Raw genomic sequence first — 18,161 nt, 5'->3', positions numbered from 1 at the left:
CGTAAGGAGTCCACCGTGAGCCTGCTCGCCGCCGAGGACCACGCGTCCGCCGTCTTCACCGGGGTGTGGACCCCGGCCAGGGGCGGGGACGCCGAGGTCGTCTCACCCTCCTCCGGCACCGTCCTGGGCCGCGTCGGCATCGCCGCCGCCGAGGACGTCCGCGACGCCGCCACCCGCGCCGCCAGGGCCCAGACCGCCTGGGCCGCCACCTCCCACGAGCGTCGCGCCGCGGTGCTGCGCCGTGCCGGGGACCTCCTGGAGGAGCACGAGGAGGAGATCATCGGCTGGCTGCGCCGGGAGGGCGGGGCCGCCGCCGGAATGGCCGGGTTCCAGGTGCACGTCGCCTCCGGTGAGTGCTTCGAGGCCGCCGCCCTGGCCTCGCAGCCGCACGGCGAGATCCTGCGCACCGCCCAACCCCGACTCAGCTTCTCCCGTCAGGTCCCGGCGGGGGTGGTCGGCGTCATCGCGCCCTTCAACGTCCCGCTCATCCTGGGCATCCGCTCGGTCGCTCCGGCGCTGGCTCTGGGCAACGCCGTCATCCTCAAGCCCGACCCGCGCACCGCCGTGTGCGGCGGCGCGGTCCTGGCGGAGGTCCTCCGTCGCGCGGGTGTCCCCGAGGGTGTGTTCCAGGTCCTGCCCGGCGGGGTCGAGGCCGGGGAGGCACTGGTCGCGGACCCCCACGTGCGCGTCATCTCCTTCACCGGCTCCACCCCGGCCGGACGGAAGGTGGGCGAGGCGGCGGCCCGCCACCTCAAACGCGCCCACCTGGAGCTGGGCGGAAACTCCCCCCTGGTCGTCCTGGACGACGCCGCCGTGGAGCAGGCCGCGTCCATCGGCGCCTGGGGGTCCTTCCTGCACCAGGGCCAGATCTGCATGACCACCGGACGCCACCTGGTGCACGAGTCGATCGCGGACGCCTACGTGGAACGCCTCGCCGCCAAGGCCGACGCCCTGGTCGTGGGCAGCACCGAGGAGGACGGCGCGGCACTCGGACCGATCATCGACGCCGCCCAGCGGGACAAGATCCACCACCTGGTCACCAGCAGCGTCGAGGCCGGGGCCCGGCTGCGCGCGGGCGGCACCTACCAGGACCTGTACTACCGGCCCACCGTCCTGGACCGGGTGCGCCCGGACACCCCCGCCTACGCGGAGGAGGTGTTCGGTCCGGTCGCCCCGGTGGTGCGCTTCTCCACGGTGGACGAACTGGTGGAGCTGGCCAACTCCACCGAGTACGGCCTGTCCCTGGGGGTGGTCACCACCAACCCGATGCGCGGTATGGAGATCGCCGACCGTATCCCCAGCGGGATCGTGCACATCAACGACCAGACCGTCGACGACGAGGCCGTGGCACCCTTCGGCGGGGTCGGGTTCTCCGGCACGGGCTCACGCTTCGGGGGCACCCGCGCCAACCTGGAGGCCTTCACCGAGACCCAGTGGATCACCATGCGGGCCGATCCCGCCCGCTACCCCTTCTAGGCGGAGATCCCGCCGTCGCTGTTCAGGAGTTGGCCGTTGATCCAGCCGCCCTGCGGTGAACACAGGAAGTCGACCAGGTGCGCGGTGTCGCGCGGGGTGCCCAGGCGCCCCAGCGGGGTCTGCGCGGTGCAGTCCCCGCGCACCTCGTCGGGCATCCACCCGGTGTCCACGGGGCCCGGGTTGATCACGTTCGCGGTCACTCCCAGGTGCGCGAGTTCGCGTGCCGAGGCCAGCACGATCCGGTCCAGCGCGCCCTTGCTCGCCCCGTAGGGGAGGTTGTGCACCACGTGGTCGCTGGTCAGGGCGATGATCCGGCCGCTGCCGTGCTCACCGTGGAAGCGTCGACCGTACTCGCGTACCAGCAGCCAGGAGGCGCGGGTGTTCACCGCGAAGTGCCGGTCGAAGCTCTCCACGGTGGTGTCCAGCAGGCCCGAGTCCACCGACTCGCAGTGGCACATCACCAGGGCGCGCACGGGCCCGAGGCGCCCCTCGACCTCGTCGAAGACGCGCGTGGGCGCCCCGGGGTCGGACAGGTCGGCCTCGACCGCGACCGTGGCCGCGCCGAGCCCGGCCAGTTCGGCGCCCACCGTGTCCGTGGCGCCGTCCTCAACGCCCCAGGGCATGCGGTCGTCGTAGGGGGTCCACTGGGTGCGGGCCACGTCCCAGCCGGAGGCGGCCAACCGCCGGGCGATCCCCGCGCCGATGCCGACGGTGCGGCCCACACCGGTGACGAGGGCGACGGGGCGGGCGGGGGCCTCGGAGGGGCCCTGGTGAGCGTTCATGGTGCCCCATCCTGCTCCCCGGGCTCGGGCCCCACAAAGGGTTTTCGTCCCCGGGCCGGTGGGCGCCGTCGTCAGGAGACGGGAGTGGCGAGCCACAGCCGCACGTCGAAGGACGTGGCGTCCTCCGGGGTTCGCTCGGGGTCCTCCACGAGCCCGAAGAGGAAGGACCGGCTGCCCGGGACGGCTCGGACCGTCCACACCACGTACCCCGGGACGGTGTGCTCCCAGAGGGTGCGACCGCTCTCCACGTCCCAGACCTCCAACCCGTCGAGGGCGGTCACGGCCCTTTCCCCGTCTCCGAGGACGGTGAAGGACTCCAGGACGCCGTCGGGGTTGGTCTGTCTGTCCACGAGTGTCCGGCCCGTCGCGAGGTCGATCAGGACGGCGCGCCCGTCCTCGGTGGCGACGTTGACGAGGGCGCCCTCCGGGTCGAACACCGCTCGGTAGCAGGCGCACGTGATCGGCTCGGCGCGGTTCCCGGTCTCCAGGTCCCAGGTCTCGACGAGGCCGGTGGAGACCGCGCGGACCAGCCCGCCGCGGGTGATGACCCAGTCCTGGAAACCCGACTGGCCTCCGTCTCCCGGGGGCGGCCTGCGCAGGAGCGCGGTCTCCCCGGTCTCCACGTCCAGCACGGTGAGGTCGAAGTCGCCGGAGACGAAGTGTCGGCCGTCGGGTGACAGGGCACCCTCCCGGGCCTCGGTGGCGAAGTCGGCGGTGGAGCCGTCCGCGAGGTTCACCACCCACAGGGTGTTCTCCGTCACGCGCTCCCCGTAGCTCACGACGGCCGCCGTCCCGCCGTCCGCCGAGACCGTCACGCTGTGCGCGGACCCCGGAACCGTGGCCAGCAGCTCGTGAGTGGCCGGTTCGTCGGCCAGGTCCACGGAGTAGACGTGGGATCGGGCGTCGGCGAAGGCCGCGAACCCGTGCTCGGTCACGGCTCCCGGTGCCACACCCTCGGTGGGGGCCAGGACGACGCGTGCGTCGTCGACACCCGCGCCGACCATGGTCGTGGAACCGTCGGGGAGCAGCACCTGGGTGAGGGTGAAGTCGAGGTCACGGGGGACGGGCGCGCTCGGAGCGTCAGAGGTCGCTTCGGGGGAGGGGGAGCGGTCCGAGGACCAGTGCGCCAGACCGACGCCGACGACCATCGCGACGGCGCAGACGACGCAGAGGACCACCAGCGGGAGGCCGCGTACACGCATGCCGCCATTGTGCGGGTTGCCCCCCCGTCCACCGCGGCCGGAGGCCGATACCGGCCAACGGCCGCCGCGTCTCCGGCTCCGGAACTACCTTTGCCTCACCCGTGCCCCGTACACGACGACGTGAGGAGGACCCCGCCCATGAGTCAGCGTGAGGAGAGGGAGCACCCGGACGGCGACCGGACCGCGCCCGGCCCTCCCTCCCGGCTGTCGCCGAGACGACTGTTACCCGCGGCCCTCCGGCGGACCCGGGCCCTGCGGACGCGCCTGAGGCGGCGGGCCCGAGCACGGCCGCGGACCGACGGGCCCTCGGTCTCCGGCATCCTCCGGGAGCGCTACTTCCCCGAGGGCGGGGGAGCCCCGTGGCACGTGCGCGTGCGGGCCTGGGCGGTCTACGTCGCGCTGACCCTCCTCGCGGGCCTGGCCGGGTTCGCGGGCACCTACGCCTACGACCTGTGGTCCACGGAGGCGCGGCTCCGCGAGCAGAGGGAGGCGGAGCGGGCCCTCGACCGGGACGACGCGCCCTTCACCAGCGCCGTCACCTACGACACCACGTCGTTCGAGTCGTTCAGCGTCGTCCTGGACCGCCCGCTGACAGCCGAGGAGGGCCGCACGCTCCAGGCCACACCCGCCTCGGAGGTCTGGGACTTCCTCCGTCCCCTCGGCGGGCGGATGATCCCCATCCCCACGGGGTCCGGGTCCGCTCCCGACCGGGAGGGCTGGACGGGCGGAACGGGAGGGTACGGCACGGCGGTGTTCACGATGAACCTCATGTCCGCGCGCACCTCCCAGCTCAGCATCGTGGACATGAGCCCCGTGAACGTGTCCTGCTCGGACCCCACCGCCGTCACCGTCGTCCACCAACCACCGGCCGGGGCCGAGTCCTACCCGGGCGTGGTCGTGGACCTGAACCACCACGACCCGATGCTGTACATCACCGACGAGGGGCCGGACCAGGGCGAGCCCTTCTTCAACCGCAGGAGGATCGACCTCGGGGGCGGACTGGAACCGGGCGGACTCCGGGTGGAGGCACAGGTGACGGGAAAGTCCTGCGAGTGGGAGATCGAGGCGCGCTACCTCGACGCCCGGCAGAACGGTGGCGAGGTCATCCTCCGCGACGGCGACCGCCCTTTCCTCGTCGACGTCCCGCCGAGCCGACCGGTGCAGTACTGGCTGGCGGGCTACGCCTTCCCCGACGCGGGGGGCCGGACCTTCGTGCCGTGCCACGAGACACCGGAGGAGTTCGGCTGCGCGACCGGCCTGGGGGTCGAGGCGGCGGACTGACCGAACCGGGGCACCCTCACCCCGTGAGGTCGGGGATGACCCTCGGACCCACCCGGCGCACGTAGTCGCGGAACAACGCCACCGCCGGGGGTTCGTAACCACCGCCCGACCCCGCCTCGGGCCAGACCACCCCCACCGGACGCTCCGCCCGCCCGTCCCGGATCTCCAACTCCACCGTCCCCACCAGTGCCCCCTTGGGCCGGGCGGGCAGGACCGACACCCCCAGACCCGCCGCCACCAGGCCCCTGGCCGTCGCGATGTCGTCGGCCTCGAACGCCACCCGTGGCGTGAACCCCGCCTGGTCGCTGAGCCGGTCCGTCAGGTGCCGCACCCCGCGCCCCGGCTTGAGCAGGATGAACTCGTCGCGGACCGCGGCCAGGGACACGGCGCCCCCGCCCGCCAGCGCATGGTGCTCGGGCACCACCAACCGCAGGTACTGCGTGTGCAGCACCGCCGAGACCAGCCCCGGCCCCGACGGCAGCGGAGAGGTCAGCGCCAGGTCCGCGCCGCCCGAGGCCACCCGGCGCAACGACTCCGCCCACGCCTCCTGGGTCAGGGTGAACCGCACCCCCGGATGCTCGGCGCGGAACCCCCGCAACAGCACCGGCACCACCTCCACCCCCAACGTGGGCAGGAAGGTCAGCGCCACCCGGCCCTCCTCCGCGCCCGTGAGTTCGGCCACTCCCTGCCGAAGGTCGTCCAGGGCGCGCTCCACGTGCGGCAGGAGCAACCGGCCGGCCCGCGTCAACCGGACGCCCCGCCCCGTGCGCTCCACCAGCGCCATCCCCAGCTCCTCCTGCAAACGGGACAAGGCCCTGCTCAGCGTGGGTTGGGGCATGTCCAACGCCTCGGCCGCGTGGGTGATGTGCTCGGTCCGGGCGACCGCCGAGATCATCCGCAACCGGGGTACCAGGGTCCGGGTCAACGCCTCCACATCCGGATCATTCATACGCATCAGTATGCAACAACGTGAAACCATGCATTGGACGTATGAAAGCGGTCTTCCTAGCGTTGAAGCATGACCGTGACCAGCAGTTCCCCCACGAACCTCGACCCGCGCCCCCGCGCGGGCACGGCCGCCTACCGGCGCACGGTCATCGCCCTGGTGGCGGCCGCCGTGGCCACCTTCGCCCAGCTGTGGTCCGTCCAACCGATCCTGCCCGCCATCGCGGACGGCTTCGACACCTCCGCAGGGCAGGCCGCCCTCGCCGTCTCCCTGTCCACGGGCGGCCTGGCCGGGTTCACCCTGATCTGGAGCGGTGCCGCCGACCGCGTCGGCCGCGCCCGCGTCATCGCGCTCTCCCTGCTACTGGCCACCCTCCTGGGCGCCGCCGTGCCCTTCTCCACCGACCTCTGGACGCTCCTGCTCCTGCGCACCCTCCAGGGCGCCGCCCTCGGTGGAGTCTCGGCCGCGGCCGTGGCCTACCTGGCGGAGGAGATCCACCCCCGCGACGCACCCAAGGCCACCGGCCTGTACATCGCCGGGAACCCGCTCGGCGGTATGGGCGGCCGCCTCCTCGCCGGGTTCGCCGCCGACCTCGGCGGATGGCAGTGGGGGGTCGCCGCCAACACCCTCCTGGGCCTGCTCGCCCTCCTGGTGTTCGTCCTGGTGCTGCCCCGCCAGCAGTCCGGAGTGCGCACCCGGCCCAGCGCGACCGGTGACCGGATGGGGGCACGCCTCAAGGCGGCCATGACCACACGGGGACTCATCCCCATGTACGCCCAGGCCCTCCTGCTCATGGGCGCGTTCATGGCCGTGTACAACGTCCTCGGGTTCCGCCTCACCGACCAGCCCTTCGGCCTGTCGCAGGCGGTCGCGTCCCTGCTCTTCCTGTCCTACACGGCGGGGATGCTCGGCTCGGGCCTGGCGGGCTCGGCCACCCAGCGCTGGGGCCGGTACGGGGTCCTCACCACCGCCACACTGCTCCTGCTCGTCGGCCTGGGCGGGCTGTTCACCACCTCGGTGCTCCTGCTCCTGCTGGCCCTGCTCGTGCTGACCTTCGCCTTCTTCTGCGCCCACGCCACCGCCTCGGCCTGGGTGGGCTCCCACGCGCACCGGGGCCGCGCGCAGGCGGCTGCCGTCTACACGCTCGCCTACTACCTGGGCGCCAGCCTCTTCGGCTGGCTCGGCGGCGTCGTCTACGACGCGGTCGGCTGGAACGGCACCGTGGCCCTCGCGCTCACCCTCACCGCACTGGCGGGCCTGATCGCCCTGCGCCTGCGCCGCCTCCCCGCCCCCGACCACGCCTGAGCGGCACCGCGTCAGCCCAGGGGGCGCACCGTGAGGCACTGCTCAGCGGTCCCGACCTCACCGAGCCGGTCGTGCAGCACCGTGCTGGTCAGCCCCAGACCGGTGGGCCCGAACACCACCCGGGTGTCCAGGCCCACCCAGGGGCCCCGCGGCTGGCGGTGCAGGTGCACGGTGAGGTCCACGTTCGGGAACATCCACTCCGTGGGCGCCTGCCGCACGGCGACGCCGTTCGCGGTGTCCACCAGGGCCACGTAGGAGGCCACGGGACCGGCGTCCTCACCCTCGACGAGCTCCACCTCGGTCGTGAGCCAGGCCGTCCCACGGCCGCGCTCGGGCTCCCCGACCGGCCGGACGTCCAACGAGGCGATGTAGCCGCCCGGCCAGAGCGAGCTCATGTGCCGCCGTTCGAGGCCCTCCGGGTCCGGCAGCGGCGCGGCGGCCCCGCCCGCGACCTCCCGGGTGTCCCCCGGGGCGAGGAGCCAGGCCCGGGCCCGCACCAGCGTGCGGTCCCCGGCGTGGAGGCGGGCCTCCACCAGTTCGATGGTGCGCCCCGGCCGCAGGGTCTCCACCTCCACGCGGCACTCGACCATCGGGAGCCTGCCCAGGATGTCGAAGGAGATCCGCGAGAGCAGCAGCCCCCTCCCCGCCGAGTGCGCCTCGATCACGTGCGTGATCAGCCCGCCCAGGGGGCTGAAGTGCTGTTCTGTGGTGTTCCAGGCGCCACTGACGTGTTCGGTGGGCAGGTACCGGTCCGTGTCCACCCGAACGAAGTACGCGTTCTGGCCCAAGGTGCTCTCCTGTACGACGGGTTCGTGCCACCAGCATCATCCACCACCGCCCGGCCGCGCCCCTCCACGGAGGTGGGTTCCGGGCCATCCGAGGTGTCGGACCGTGGCCTCTGCCAAGGTGAGAACTTGGGCAAGCGCCTGCGAGCTGGGGCGTGAGTGGTTACTGTGGCCCCACTCGTCCCTGCGATCGTGAGGTAGCCCGATGGTTCACGAGTCGTTGTTCGGTCTTCCCGAACTCTCCCCGGTGCCGGTGGTGATGAGCCTCGACACCCAGGGGTACGAGCGGATGTGGAGCGGCAGAAGGACCCATGAGTTCCGGCGCCGGTTCCCCACCGGTGCGCCCGCCCAGTGGTTCGTGTACGTCACCGGGCCCGAGGCCCGGCTGTGCGCGGTGATCGACCTGGGAACCGCGATCGAGGGGTCCCCTCGGGAGATCGCGCGGATCGCGGAGCGGACGAGTCCGGGGGAGGGCGCCCTCGTGGAGGAGTACCTGGCCGGGGGCGGCCGCGAGGTGGGGTACGCGATGCCCGTCCTCCGGGTGCGGGAGTTCCCGGGCTTCACCGACGCGGACCTGGACCGGATGCTCGACGGCTTCCGGCCGCCGGAGGAGCACGTGCTGGTCGAGGGGCACGTCGGCTGGCGGGCCGTGTGCGACAAACTGCTGTCCGGCGCCGTGGTGCGCGAGACCACCGCGTACTGACGCCCTCCGGTGGGGTAGATCCTCCTGGAAACGAGGAGGATCAATGCCGACGTGCGATCACGACTGGACTCCGGGGCCGAACGACGGGACCGAGCAGTGCTCGAACTGCGGAGCCATCCGGTCCCGGAACTACTGAGTTCCCACCGCCTGGACGGCGACGCGCTCGCAGTCCGTGCAGTCGTTCCGGCACGGGGCGCCGAAGTTGTTCATGCTCATGGACTTGCAACGGGCGCACACCAGACGTCTGCCTCCCGGCGGGTCGTGGCGCCACTCGTGATGTCCGCGGCGGCAGATCCCTGAGGGGAGGATACGGGTGGGGTCGCTCGTGCTCATGAGGACACCGTAACCGTGGAGCACACGGACCGGAAGGGCAGCTCCGGAACGTCACGGAATGCGCCGCATTCGAGGGTTGGGGAGATGTGCCCCACCGGCGGTCGCGGGACGGGACCGGAGTCCGGAACCCGTCCGCGCTGGTCGGAGCGGTTCCGCGGCGGGCGTGTCCGCACGTTCCTTTGCCCCGTGATGGCGACGACCCGCCCCTTGGAGGGAAAGGGTAGGAGAGACAGCCGAGTGCAAGTAGTTTAAGATTCAACTTGTTGTGGCCAGCCGGACGAGAAAGGGTGAAGGACATGGACGTGCGCCCCTCGGGGATTCACCACGTGACCGCGATCGCGAGCGACCCCCAGGCCAACGCCGACTTCTACCTGAACGCGCTGGGCATGCGCATGGTCAAGAGGACGGTCAACTTCGACGCCCCCGAGACCTACCACTTCTACTACGGTGACCGCGCGGGCAACCCGGGCACCATCATGACCTTCTTCCCCTGGCCCGACGCGCCCAAGGGCAGGATCGGCGCGGGCCAGGCCACCACCACGACCTTCTCCGTGCCCGAGGGCTCCCTGGGCTGGTGGGCCGACCACCTGGCCGCGTTGAACGTCCCCACCTCCCGCCCCGCCGAACGCGGCGAGGAGGACGTCCTCACCCTGCGCGACCCCGACGGCCTCCTCATCGAACTGGCGGCCAGCGCCGACCACCACGACACCGACCCCTGGGACGGGGGAGCGGTCCCCGTCGACCACGCCATCCGGGGCATCCGCGCCGTCACCCTGACCGAACACGACGCCGACGCCACGGCCCTGATGCTCGGTGACCAGCTCGGCTTCCACCTGGACGGCGAGGACGGCAACCGGATGCGGTTCCGGACCAACGACACCGGCGAGGGCGTCGGCACGATCGTGGACGTCCTGGCCGACCCGAAGGCCGAGCGCGGCATGGTCGCCGCCGGAACCGTCCACCACGTGGCCTACCGCGCCCCGGACACCCCCGTGCAGGAGTCCTGGCGCCAGCGCCTGGAGGACGACGGCGTGGGGGTCACCGAGATCCGCGACCGCACGTACTTCACCTCGATCTACTTCCGAGAGCCCGGCGGCGTGCTGCTGGAGATCGCCACCGACGGTCCCGGGTTCGACTACGACGAACCGCTCCTGGAACTGGGCCGCTCGCTGAAGCTGCCGCCGTGGCTGGAGCCCAGCCACGAGCAGATCGCCGCCCGCCTGCCGCGCGTGGAGGTCGACCAGTGACCCCGACCTCGGTCGACGACTTCGTCCACGTCTTCGAGCCGGCCACCGCTCCGGACGGGCCGACCCTGTTGCTCCTGCACGGGACCGGCGCCGACGAACACGACCTGCTGCCCCTGGGCCGCGCCCTGGCGCCCGGAGCCGCGCTGCTCTCCCCGCGTGGCAAGGTCGACGAGAACGGCATGAACCGCTGGTTCCGGCGGCTGCGGGAGGGCGTCTTCGACGTCGACGACCTCATCGAGCGCACCGCCGAGCTGGCGGGGTTCGTCGAGGCCGCCACCGCCGCCTACGACCTCGACCCCGAGCGGATCGTGGTGAGCGGCTTCTCGAACGGGGCCAACACCGGTGCGGGCCTGCTGCTGCTCAACCCCGGGTTGTTCGTGGGCGCGGCGCTGTTCGCGGGCGGTGCCCCGCTCCAGGGTCGTGAACCCGGGCCGGTGGACCTGTCGGGAACGCGCGTGTTCCTGGGCAACGGCGTGGCCGACCCCATCACCACCGTCGACCAGTCCCGGCTGCTCGCCTCCCAGCTGGGGGAGCGGGGCGCCGAGGTCCTGGTCCGCGAGCACCCCGGGGGGCACCAGCTGACCCCGGAGGTGCTGGCCGAAGCCGGGGACTGGTTCGCCCGCGCGGGGTTCTGAGCCCGGGGGCCCTCGGGTCCCCGTATCGCAGCGGTGGCGCTCCCTGAACCCGGGCGTCACCGCTTCTCTTCGCCCCGGGGTGAATCCACGTCGTCAGGCTGCTGCGGCGTTTCCATGTAAGGGGACCAACGCGCCGGGTCCGTACCAAAACGGTACACACCGGTGGCTAGATTGGCTCGCGCCCCGTTCCCCGTCATGGAAGACCGCTGATGAGCCACTCCCACACTGCGCAGATCCGGTGATGGACCCCGAAATCCTCGGACTGCTGTTGCTCGCCGCCGTCGCCGCGGGCTGGATCGACGCCGTCGTCGGAGGAGGGGGCCTGCTGCTGCTCCCCGCCCTCATGGTCGCCGCCCCCAACACGCCCCTGGCCACGCTGTTGGGCACCAACAAGCTCGGCGCCGTCTTCGGCACGACCTCCGCCGCCATCGCCTACGCCCGCAAGGTGCGGATCGACCGCCGGGTCGTGGTCCCCACCGCCGGGCTCGCCCTGCTGGGTTCCGGGCTGGGCGCCGCACTGGCCACCGCGCTCACCGCCGACGTGCTCAAGCCGATCATCATGGTCGTCCTGGCCGGGGTGGCCCTGATGGTGGTCTTCCGACCCGCCATGGGCACCTCACCCGACCCGGCCCTGCGCACCCGCAACCGGATCCTGGCCGTCCTGGCCCTGGCGGGGCTCGGTGTGAGCTTCTACGACGGCATCATCGGCCCCGGCACGGGCGTGTTCCTGATCGTCGCCTTCACCGCCGTGCTCGGCCTGGACTTCCTCCAGGCCTCGGCCTCGGCCAAGATCGTCAACGTGTGCACGAACATCGGCGCCCTGGTGGTCTTCGGGCTCGGTGGCCACGTGGACTGGCTGCTCGGCCTGGGATTGGCGGTCTGCACGATCCTGGGCGCCCAGGTCGGCGCCCGCATGGCCCTGCAACGGGGGTCGGGGTTCGTCCGCGCGGTGCTGCTCGTCGTGGTGCTCGCCCTGCTCGCCCGCATGGCCTGGGACGTCTTCTCCTGAGTTCCCGCCCGGACACGCCCCGGGGCCGTTCGGCCACGGCCGCCCGGATCCTGTTCCGGGCGGCCGCCGCCATGTGGGGGTCCCCGACCCGGCGGAGCGGGAGCGGGTCCTCCTCGCCTCCCCGCGTAGCCGGGGCGGCGCCGGTGTGTCGGTGACGCCCTGTACAACGGAACGGACCGCACGCCGTGACCGTGAAGAGGCCCCCCGTGAACTTCCCCGCCCCGCCCCCGCCGCCCCACGACGAGACCGGGCGTGTGCCCGGCGCGCTGCTGATCCGTGGCGACTGCGACGACCAGGCCTGGAACGACGTGCTCGTCCGTATGGGCGAACTGCCCGGCATGGTCGCCCATGTCCCCGGGCAGCCCCTGCCCCCGGCCCAGGGGCCCATCCCCCGGCGCCTGCTCGTGGCCCAGGACCCCGCCTGGCGGGGCGTCGTCCCCGCGGAGGTGTTTCAGGCCCTGAACGGTGAGGGCGCCTGGCTTCCCGACCTGGTCCTGATCGCCGACGGCGGCACCACCCGCGATCCCGGCCTGCGCCCGCTCACGGCCTTTCTCCCCAGTGACGACGACCTCCACCGTTTCCGCGTCACGCCCCGCCAGGCGGCCATGACCTACCTGGTCACGCACCGCCCCAGCATCGAGGACACCCTGGATCACCACAGGGACCGCGGCGCCGCCGAGGCCGACCTCGAACCCGGCGAGTCCTACGAGGACTGGTCGGACGGCTCACCCCACCTGATGGGTGATGTCCTGGAGACGTCGGCCCGTCCACCCCACTACCGGCCGCCCGCCGCACCCCTGCCCGTGATCACCCAGAACAACTCGGGGCTGCTCGTGCGCACCGACTTCAGCGACGACCGCGCCTGGGCCGCGCTCGCGGCGGACGCGGACCGCCCCGACCCCCGGGTCGAGACCCCCGAGGACCACGTCCCCCACGTGCAGATCGTGGACGACCCGGCCTTCGCGGGGGCCACACCGGAACAGGTGATGGCGACCGTCCGCCAGAACGAGGACGACGAGGAGCCGGGCGAGGAGGTGGTGGTGATCGCCGACCGGGCCTCCATGGGCGGTTCCGAGCGCACCGTCCTGGTCGTCCCCCTGGAGGACAACGTCGGGTGGTCCTTCCGCCTGCCTCCGGAGGAGGTGCGGAGCATGGTCGCGAACCTCTTCGTCGGCAACAACGACCTCTCGGACTGGATGAACCAGGGCTCGCCGGACGGGCCGGCGGTCATGACGGAGAGGGAGAGGCGGTCCTGGCGGGGTTGGTGACCGAACCACCTCGTTCCCGGACTACACCGCCGGGTCCGTCCCACCGGTCAGGGCCGTGGTGACGTCCTCGATGATCCGGTGGGCGCCGTGGTAGTTGGCCGAGCCCCAGAAGTCGTGGTCCACCCGGTACAGCCGTTCTTCCTCGACCGCGTCCAGGTTGGCCCACAGGCCGTCGGAGAAGGTTCTGGGGGCGTCCGGGTACCCGGAACCGGCCATGACGAACACCGCGTCCCCGTCGGCCTGGTCGAGGTTCTCGTAGCTGTGCGGGACGAAGTCGGTGTCGCCCTCGCCCTCCAGCTGGGTGTCGGGGCGGGCGAAGCCCAGGTCCGCCACGATCTGCCCCGGGAACGACTCCGGTGTCTCCAGGCGGATCTCCGTGTCGCTCTGCAACCGCACCAGGGACAGCTCGGTACCGGCCGGGTCCACACCGGCCCCGGCCAGGTCGGCGCGGGCCCGTTCGATCGCGGTGTCGTAGGCGGCCACCGCCTCCTCGGACTCCGCCTCGGCGTCCAGGATCCGGGCGACCTGCTCCAGGTGGCCGCGCCAGGAACCGGTGCCCTCCCACTCCAGCAGTACCGTGGGCGCGATCGCCTCCAGGTTGTCCAGCATCCCGGCCTGGGTGCCGTTGGGCGTGCTCACCCCGATGATGAGGTCGGGCGCCGCCGTGGCCAGCTCCTCGATGTTGACGTCGTCCTCGACCGGTGAACTCGTGACCAGGGTCAGTTCGGCGCCGTCCACGTCATCGGGTAGGAAGGGAGCGAGTCCCTGGTCGGCCTCTCCGGGGGTGCCCATGGTGCCGACCGCGTCGTGGCCCAGCAGGGTGAGGGCCGCGAGGGTGGGGCGCCAGAGCACGGCGATCCGCTCGGGGGAGTCGGGGATCTCCACGGTGCCGTTGGCTCCCTCGACCGTCCGGGTGTCCCCGCCCCCGCCGGGGCTACCGCCGTCGGTGCCGCAGGCGGTCAGGGCCAGGGTCCCGACGAGGGCGAACACGCTCAAGGGACGTAGCGGGCGTGTGAGTTCGGGCATCTGAGGGGACCCTTCCGTGCGAACGTGAGGTAGGTAAGGCTAACCTGTCCGGGTGGGTTTTGGCCGATTCCGACCAGGACCTCCGCGACGCTCCGCCGGTTCCACCACGGGCGAGCCTCATCACCACCCACCAGCACCCAGTAAGACGAACGGGGAACCCGTGGCCCTGCGCGCGACCGCACCAACGCGCCCCACCCTCACCAGACGCGTCATTCGCCCCATCGGCCTCCTGGTCGCCCTGGGCGTCCTCGCCCTGTGCGCGCTCCTCAGCGTCACCGTCGGGGCCAAACCCATCCCCGCCGCCGACGTGTGGGCCGCCCTGACCTCCTACGACGGCTCCTACGACCACGACGTGATCCGCACCCTGCGGGTTCCCCGGACGATCATCGGGATCTTCGTCGGCGCCGCCCTCGGCCTCGCCGGGGCCCTGATGCAGGCCCTGACCCGCAACCCCCTGGCCGAACCCGGCATCCTCGGCATCAACTCCGGTGCCGCCGCGGCCGTGGTCGTGGCCGTCTTCGTGTTCGGCGCCAGCGGCTCCGCCCTGGTCTGGCCCGCCTTCCTCGGCGCGGCCCTGGCGGCGATCGCCGTCTACGCCCTGGGGTCACGCGGTCGCGCCAGCGCCACCCCCGTGCGCCTGGCCCTGGCCGGGACGGCGCTGGCCGCCGTCCTCCAGGGCATCATCTACGGCGTCATCGTCCTCAACGACTTCGTGTTCGACCGCATCCGGTTCTGGCAGGTCGGATCGCTGACCGGACGCGACCTCGACCTCTTCCTCCAGGTCGCCCCCTTCCTGGTCGTCGGCATCCTGGTCACCCTGGCCCTGGGCCCCTCGCTGAACGCCATGGCCCTGGGAGACGACCTGGCCGCCACCCTGGGTGCCAAGATCCCCCTGATCCGGGCCGGCACCGCCGTGGGCGTCATCCTGCTGTGCGGCGCCGCCACCGCCGCCGCCGGACCCATCTGGTTCGTGGGCCTGATCATCCCCCACGCCGCCCGTGTGATCACCGGCCCCGACCAGCGCTGGCTCCTGCCCTACGCGGCGGTCCTGGGCGCCATCCTGCTCACCGCCGCCGACACCGTGGGACGCGTCATCCTGCCCAGCTCCGAACTCGAGGTCGGCATCATCACCGCACTCGTCGGGGCGCCCCTGTTCATCGCCCTGGTCCGCAGCAGAAAGATGGCCCAGCTGTGAGTGACACCCTGACATCCCGACCGCAGACCGCGTCCGCGCGCCTCACCCCGCGCGGGACCCGCGCCTGGCGCTCGCGCGGCGGCCGGATCTCCCTCCTGGTGCGCCCGCGCACCCTCGTGATCAGCCTGGCGCTGATCGCCGTCACCCTGGCGACCCTGGTGGTGTCGGTCGCGGTCGGTGACTACGAGATCCCGCTCTCGGCGGTGCCCGGCGCCCTCCTGGGGTACGGTGAGCGCCTGGACGTGTTCTTCGTGCAGGGTGTGCGCCTGCCCCGGGCCCTGACCGCGATCGGTGTGGGCGCCGCCCTGGGCATCGCCGGAGCCGTCTTCCAGAGCCTGTCCCGCAACGCGCTGGGCAGCCCCGACATCATCGGGTTCACCTCCGGAGCCGCCACCGGTGCCGTGGCCGCCATCCTCATCCTGGGCGCCGGTCGGCTGGTGGTCTCCCTGGGGGCGATCGCGGGCGGGCTGATCACCGCCGGGGTGGTCTACCTGCTGGCCATGAAGAACGGGGTCCAGGGGTACCGGCTGGTCCTGGTTGGCATCGGCATCAGCGCCATGCTCGCCTCGGTGCGCGACTACCTCATGACCCGCGCCGACCTCACCGACGCCCTGGGCGCGCAGATCTGGATGATCGGCAGCCTCAACGGCCGGGGGTGGAGCGAGACGGCGGCGGTGTGGATCGGCCTGGTCGTGCTCGCCCCGATCATCTTCGCCGTCGGACAGCGCCTACGCTTCCTGGAACTGGGCGAGGACACCGCCCGGGGACTGGGCGTGAACGCGCAGTCCACCCAGATCATCGCCCTGGCCGCCGCCAGCGCCCTGACCGGCGCGGCCATCGCCGTCGCCGGACCCATCGGGTTCGTGGCCCTGGCCGCGCCCCAGCTGGCCCGGCGCCTGACCCGTACCGGCGGCACCACCCTGGTCGGGGCCGCCCTGATGGGCGCCGCGCTGCTGGTCCTGGCTGACCTCGTCGCCATGCGCCTGATGGCCCCCACCCAGTTGCCCGTGGGTGTCGTCACCGCCGTCATCGGCGGCAGCTACCTCATCTGGCTGCTCTACACCGAATGGCGCGGCGGCCGGGCCTGACCGGCCGCGCACCGCATCCTGTTCCGAGCAGCCACCGCCCAGCCCCACCCGAAAGAGAACGATGACCGACGACGCCAGCAACCGCCTCTCGGGCCAGGACCTCACCCTGTCCTACGACCAGCGCGTCATCTCCCGCGACCTGGCCGTGCGCATCCCCGACAACTCCTTCACGGTCATCGTCGGACCCAACGCGTGCGGCAAGTCCACGCTGCTGCGGGCCCTGTCGCGCACGCTCAGGCCCGCGCAGGGCAACGTGCTCCTGGACGGGCAGGTGATCAGCTCCTACCCGGCCAAGGAGGTCGCGCGCCGTCTGGGCCTGCTGCCGCAGTCGTCCATCGCCCCGGACGGTATCGGTGTGGCCGACCTCGTGGCCCGGGGCCGCTTCCCGCACCAGAGCTTCCTGCGTCAGTGGTCGGCGCAGGACGAGGCCGTGGTCACCGAGGCGATGGCCGCCACCGGGGTCGGCGCGCTGGCCGACCGGTCCGTGGACGAACTCTCCGGCGGTCAGCGCCAGCGGGTGTGGCTGGCCATGGTCCTGGCCCAGCAGACGCCGTTGCTGCTGCTGGACGAACCCACCACGTACCTGGACATCGCCCACCAGATGGACATGCTCGACCTGTGCGCCGACCTGCACGCCGAGCAGGGGCACACCCTGGTCGCGGTCCTGCACGACCTCAACCACGCCTGCCGCTACGCCACGCACCTGATCGTGATGAAGGACGGTGAGATCGTGGCCGAGGGGGATCCCGCGACGGTGGTCACCGCCGACCTGGTGGAGAAGGTGTTCGGGCTGCCGGTGCGGATCATCCCCGACCCCGAGACCCACACGCCGATGATCGTCCCGGTCGACCGCCGGGGGAAGGCCCGCGACCACCACTGAGCGGGCAGCCCGGGGGCCCTCCGCCGCCGGGTGAGGGGCCGGGACCCCTCACCCGCCCCGGGACCGCGTCCGTTCAGCGCTTCAGCAGGCTCCGCAGCTCAGCCACCACCCCGGCCGGGTCCTGTTCGGCCATGAAGTGCCCGCTGTCCACCGTCGTGTGCCGCAGGTCGTCGGCCCACGCCCCCCACAGCGCGGCGGCGTCGTACCCCAGGGCCGCGCCCCAGTCCTGCTGGAGCACCGTCACCGGCATCTCCAGGCGCCGCCCGGCGGCCCGGTCGGCCTCGTCGTGCTCGACGTCGATCCCGGCTGAGGCGCGGTAGTCGGCCACGATCGAGTCCACCGCCCCCGCGCTGGCGTCCAGGTAGGCGCGGCGCACCTCCTCGGGGACGGCCCCCGGCTCGGTGGCCCACGCGTCCAGGAAGTACCCGAAGAACTCCTCCGCGCTGGCGGCGATCATCCGCTCGGGCAGCCCCGGCGGCTGGGCCATCAGGTACAGGTGGAAGCCGACCGCGCCGCGCACCCCGTGCAGCGCCTCCCACATGTCCAGGGTCGGCAGCACGTCCAGGCTGGCCAGGTGCGTGACCGTCCCGGGGTGGTCCAGGCCCGTGCGTACGGCCACCAGCGCCCCGCGGTCGTGCCCGGCCAGCGCGAACCGCTCGTGCCCCAGGGCCCGGGCCAGCTCGACCACGTCCGCGCCCATGGTCCGCTTGGAGTACACCTCGGGCCCGGTCGCCTCGGGCTTGTCGCTGTCGCCGTAGCCGCGCAGGTCGGGGCAGATCACCGTGTGGTCGGCCGCCAGGTCGGCGGCCACGTGCCGCCACATCAGGTGGGTCTGCGGGAACCCGTGCAGCAGCACCAGGGGCGGCCCCGACCCCCCGACCGCCGCGTTCAACGACACCTCGGGGGCCACCCGCACCCGCTCGTACTCGAATCCCTCGATGACCGGAGCCATGGGTCAACCTCTCACTCGTTTTCGGGAACCCACCCAGCCTGTCGCCCA

The 18,161-nt window shown here is 72.5% G+C and carries 18 protein-coding genes; 11 read left to right on the top strand and 7 right to left on the bottom strand.

Annotation, left to right across the window (positions count from 1 at the left end; genetic code table 11):
• The first annotated feature begins 15 nt into the window (after positions 1-15).
• Entirely contained in the window at positions 16-1,476 is a 1,461-nt protein-coding gene (locus AC0VYL_RS14280; RefSeq protein WP_475480417.1) for an aldehyde dehydrogenase family protein, read from the top strand.
• On the opposite strand, the gene AC0VYL_RS14275 is transcribed toward AC0VYL_RS14280, so the two are convergent.
• Positions 1,473-2,258, bottom strand: coding sequence for an SDR family oxidoreductase (locus AC0VYL_RS14275; protein ID WP_475480416.1), 786 nt, complete (start codon positions 2,256-2,258; stop codon positions 1,473-1,475). The genes AC0VYL_RS14280 and AC0VYL_RS14275 overlap by 4 nt on opposite strands.
• A 71-nt stretch (positions 2,259-2,329) precedes the next feature.
• Positions 2,330-3,460, bottom strand: coding sequence for a WD40 repeat domain-containing protein (locus AC0VYL_RS14270; RefSeq protein WP_475480415.1), 1,131 nt, complete (start codon positions 3,458-3,460; stop codon positions 2,330-2,332).
• 138 nt (positions 3,461-3,598) lie between these two features.
• Here AC0VYL_RS14270 and AC0VYL_RS14265 point away from each other — a divergent pair, with 138 nt between their 5' ends.
• Entirely contained in the window at positions 3,599-4,741 is a 1,143-nt protein-coding gene (locus AC0VYL_RS14265; RefSeq protein ID WP_475480414.1) for a hypothetical protein, read from the top strand.
• 16 nt (positions 4,742-4,757) lie between these two features.
• On the opposite strand, the gene AC0VYL_RS14260 is transcribed toward AC0VYL_RS14265, so the two are convergent.
• Positions 4,758-5,690: a LysR family transcriptional regulator gene (locus tag AC0VYL_RS14260; protein ID WP_475453179.1), complete on the bottom strand. Its 933-nt coding sequence runs from the start codon at positions 5,688-5,690 to the stop codon at positions 4,758-4,760.
• Between the two features lie 69 nt (positions 5,691-5,759).
• On the opposite strand from AC0VYL_RS14260, the gene AC0VYL_RS14255 reads away from it, so the two are divergent.
• The gene (locus tag AC0VYL_RS14255) at positions 5,760-6,992 is read left to right on the top strand and encodes an MFS transporter (RefSeq protein ID WP_475480413.1); all 1,233 of its coding nucleotides are present in this window, start codon (positions 5,760-5,762) and stop codon (positions 6,990-6,992) included.
• An 11-nt stretch (positions 6,993-7,003) separates the two neighbouring features.
• Here AC0VYL_RS14255 and AC0VYL_RS14250 read toward each other — a convergent pair whose 3' ends face one another.
• On the bottom strand, positions 7,004-7,780 hold the full coding sequence (locus tag AC0VYL_RS14250) for a thioesterase family protein (protein ID WP_475453175.1): 777 nt from the start codon (positions 7,778-7,780) through the stop codon (positions 7,004-7,006).
• Between the two features lie 202 nt (positions 7,781-7,982).
• On the opposite strand from AC0VYL_RS14250, the gene AC0VYL_RS14245 reads away from it, so the two are divergent.
• The gene (locus AC0VYL_RS14245) at positions 7,983-8,480 is read left to right on the top strand and encodes a hypothetical protein (protein ID WP_475480412.1); all 498 of its coding nucleotides are present in this window, start codon (positions 7,983-7,985) and stop codon (positions 8,478-8,480) included.
• 129 nt (positions 8,481-8,609) lie between these two features.
• Here the strand turns inward: AC0VYL_RS14245 and AC0VYL_RS14240 are convergent, their stop codons facing one another.
• Complete coding sequence (locus AC0VYL_RS14240; protein ID WP_475453171.1) at positions 8,610-8,813, bottom strand: hypothetical protein; 204 nt, start codon at positions 8,811-8,813, stop codon at positions 8,610-8,612.
• A 296-nt stretch (positions 8,814-9,109) separates the two neighbouring features.
• Between AC0VYL_RS14240 and AC0VYL_RS14235 the strand changes: the two genes are divergently transcribed.
• The 4 genes from AC0VYL_RS14235 to AC0VYL_RS14220 all read left to right on the top strand — a co-directional run bounded on the left by AC0VYL_RS14235 (position 9,110) and on the right by AC0VYL_RS14220 (position 12,972).
• Positions 9,110-10,060 carry a ring-cleaving dioxygenase gene (locus AC0VYL_RS14235; protein WP_475453169.1) on the top strand — a complete coding sequence of 317 codons (951 nt, stop codon included), beginning with the start codon at positions 9,110-9,112 and terminating at the stop codon, positions 10,058-10,060.
• Positions 10,057-10,695, top strand: coding sequence for an alpha/beta hydrolase (locus AC0VYL_RS14230; RefSeq protein WP_475453167.1), 639 nt, complete (start codon positions 10,057-10,059; stop codon positions 10,693-10,695). Before AC0VYL_RS14235 ends, AC0VYL_RS14230 begins: the two co-directional genes overlap by 4 nt.
• 241 nt (positions 10,696-10,936) lie before the next feature.
• Complete coding sequence (locus AC0VYL_RS14225; RefSeq protein WP_475480411.1) at positions 10,937-11,704, top strand: sulfite exporter TauE/SafE family protein; 768 nt, start codon at positions 10,937-10,939, stop codon at positions 11,702-11,704.
• A 206-nt stretch (positions 11,705-11,910) separates the two neighbouring features.
• Positions 11,911-12,972 carry a DUF6924 domain-containing protein gene (locus AC0VYL_RS14220; protein WP_475480410.1) on the top strand — a complete coding sequence of 354 codons (1,062 nt, stop codon included), beginning with the start codon at positions 11,911-11,913 and terminating at the stop codon, positions 12,970-12,972.
• Positions 12,973-12,993: 21 nt separating this feature from the next.
• On the opposite strand, the gene AC0VYL_RS14215 is transcribed toward AC0VYL_RS14220, so the two are convergent.
• Positions 12,994-13,998 carry an ABC transporter substrate-binding protein gene (locus AC0VYL_RS14215; RefSeq protein WP_475453161.1) on the bottom strand — a complete coding sequence of 335 codons (1,005 nt, stop codon included), beginning with the start codon at positions 13,996-13,998 and terminating at the stop codon, positions 12,994-12,996.
• Positions 13,999-14,158: 160 nt separating this feature from the next.
• Here AC0VYL_RS14215 and AC0VYL_RS14210 point away from each other — a divergent pair, with 160 nt between their 5' ends.
• From AC0VYL_RS14210 to AC0VYL_RS14200, 3 genes are all read left to right on the top strand, one after another.
• Positions 14,159-15,193 carry a FecCD family ABC transporter permease gene (locus AC0VYL_RS14210; RefSeq protein ID WP_475480409.1) on the top strand — a complete coding sequence of 345 codons (1,035 nt, stop codon included), beginning with the start codon at positions 14,159-14,161 and terminating at the stop codon, positions 15,191-15,193.
• Positions 15,190-16,281 carry a FecCD family ABC transporter permease gene (locus tag AC0VYL_RS14205; RefSeq protein WP_475453157.1) on the top strand — a complete coding sequence of 364 codons (1,092 nt, stop codon included), beginning with the start codon at positions 15,190-15,192 and terminating at the stop codon, positions 16,279-16,281. The genes AC0VYL_RS14210 and AC0VYL_RS14205 overlap by 4 nt, the downstream gene beginning before the upstream one ends.
• Positions 16,282-16,342: 61 nt before the next feature.
• A complete protein-coding gene (locus AC0VYL_RS14200) occupies positions 16,343-17,161 on the top strand; it encodes an ABC transporter ATP-binding protein (protein WP_475480408.1) in 819 nt (272 codons plus the stop codon).
• Positions 17,162-17,234: 73 nt separating this feature from the next.
• Here AC0VYL_RS14200 and AC0VYL_RS14195 read toward each other — a convergent pair whose 3' ends face one another.
• Positions 17,235-18,113 (bottom strand): alpha/beta fold hydrolase, encoded by an 879-nt coding sequence (locus AC0VYL_RS14195; protein WP_475480407.1) that lies wholly within the window; start codon positions 18,111-18,113, stop codon positions 17,235-17,237.
• Positions 18,114-18,161 lie beyond the last annotated feature (48 nt).

The organism is Nocardiopsis sp. iso_238, from assembly GCF_056173325.1.
This window is presented reverse-complemented; position numbering and strand designations above follow the sequence as displayed.

Bases quoted from the DNA above. Each gene is read 5' to 3' on its own strand.
- AC0VYL_RS14195 (WP_475480407.1), bottom strand. From the start codon at position 18,113: ATGGCTCCGGTCATCGAGGGATTCGAGTACGAGCGGGTGCGGGTGGCC.
- AC0VYL_RS14200 (WP_475480408.1), top strand. From the start codon at position 16,343: ATGACCGACGACGCCAGCAACCGCCTCTCGGGCCAGGACCTCACCCTG.
- AC0VYL_RS14215 (WP_475453161.1), bottom strand. From the start codon at position 13,998: ATGCCCGAACTCACACGCCCGCTACGTCCCTTGAGCGTGTTCGCCCTC.
- AC0VYL_RS14245 (WP_475480412.1), top strand. From the start codon at position 7,983: ATGGTTCACGAGTCGTTGTTCGGTCTTCCCGAACTCTCCCCGGTGCCG.
- AC0VYL_RS14240 (WP_475453171.1), bottom strand. From the start codon at position 8,813: ATGAGCACGAGCGACCCCACCCGTATCCTCCCCTCAGGGATCTGCCGC.
- AC0VYL_RS14275 (WP_475480416.1), bottom strand. From the start codon at position 2,258: ATGAACGCTCACCAGGGCCCCTCCGAGGCCCCCGCCCGCCCCGTCGCC.
- AC0VYL_RS14255 (WP_475480413.1), top strand. From the start codon at position 5,760: ATGACCGTGACCAGCAGTTCCCCCACGAACCTCGACCCGCGCCCCCGC.
- AC0VYL_RS14235 (WP_475453169.1), top strand. From the start codon at position 9,110: ATGGACGTGCGCCCCTCGGGGATTCACCACGTGACCGCGATCGCGAGC.
- AC0VYL_RS14270 (WP_475480415.1), bottom strand. From the start codon at position 3,460: ATGCGTGTACGCGGCCTCCCGCTGGTGGTCCTCTGCGTCGTCTGCGCC.
- AC0VYL_RS14265 (WP_475480414.1), top strand. From the start codon at position 3,599: ATGAGTCAGCGTGAGGAGAGGGAGCACCCGGACGGCGACCGGACCGCG.
- AC0VYL_RS14260 (WP_475453179.1), bottom strand. From the start codon at position 5,690: ATGAATGATCCGGATGTGGAGGCGTTGACCCGGACCCTGGTACCCCGG.
- AC0VYL_RS14225 (WP_475480411.1), top strand. From the start codon at position 10,937: ATGGACCCCGAAATCCTCGGACTGCTGTTGCTCGCCGCCGTCGCCGCG.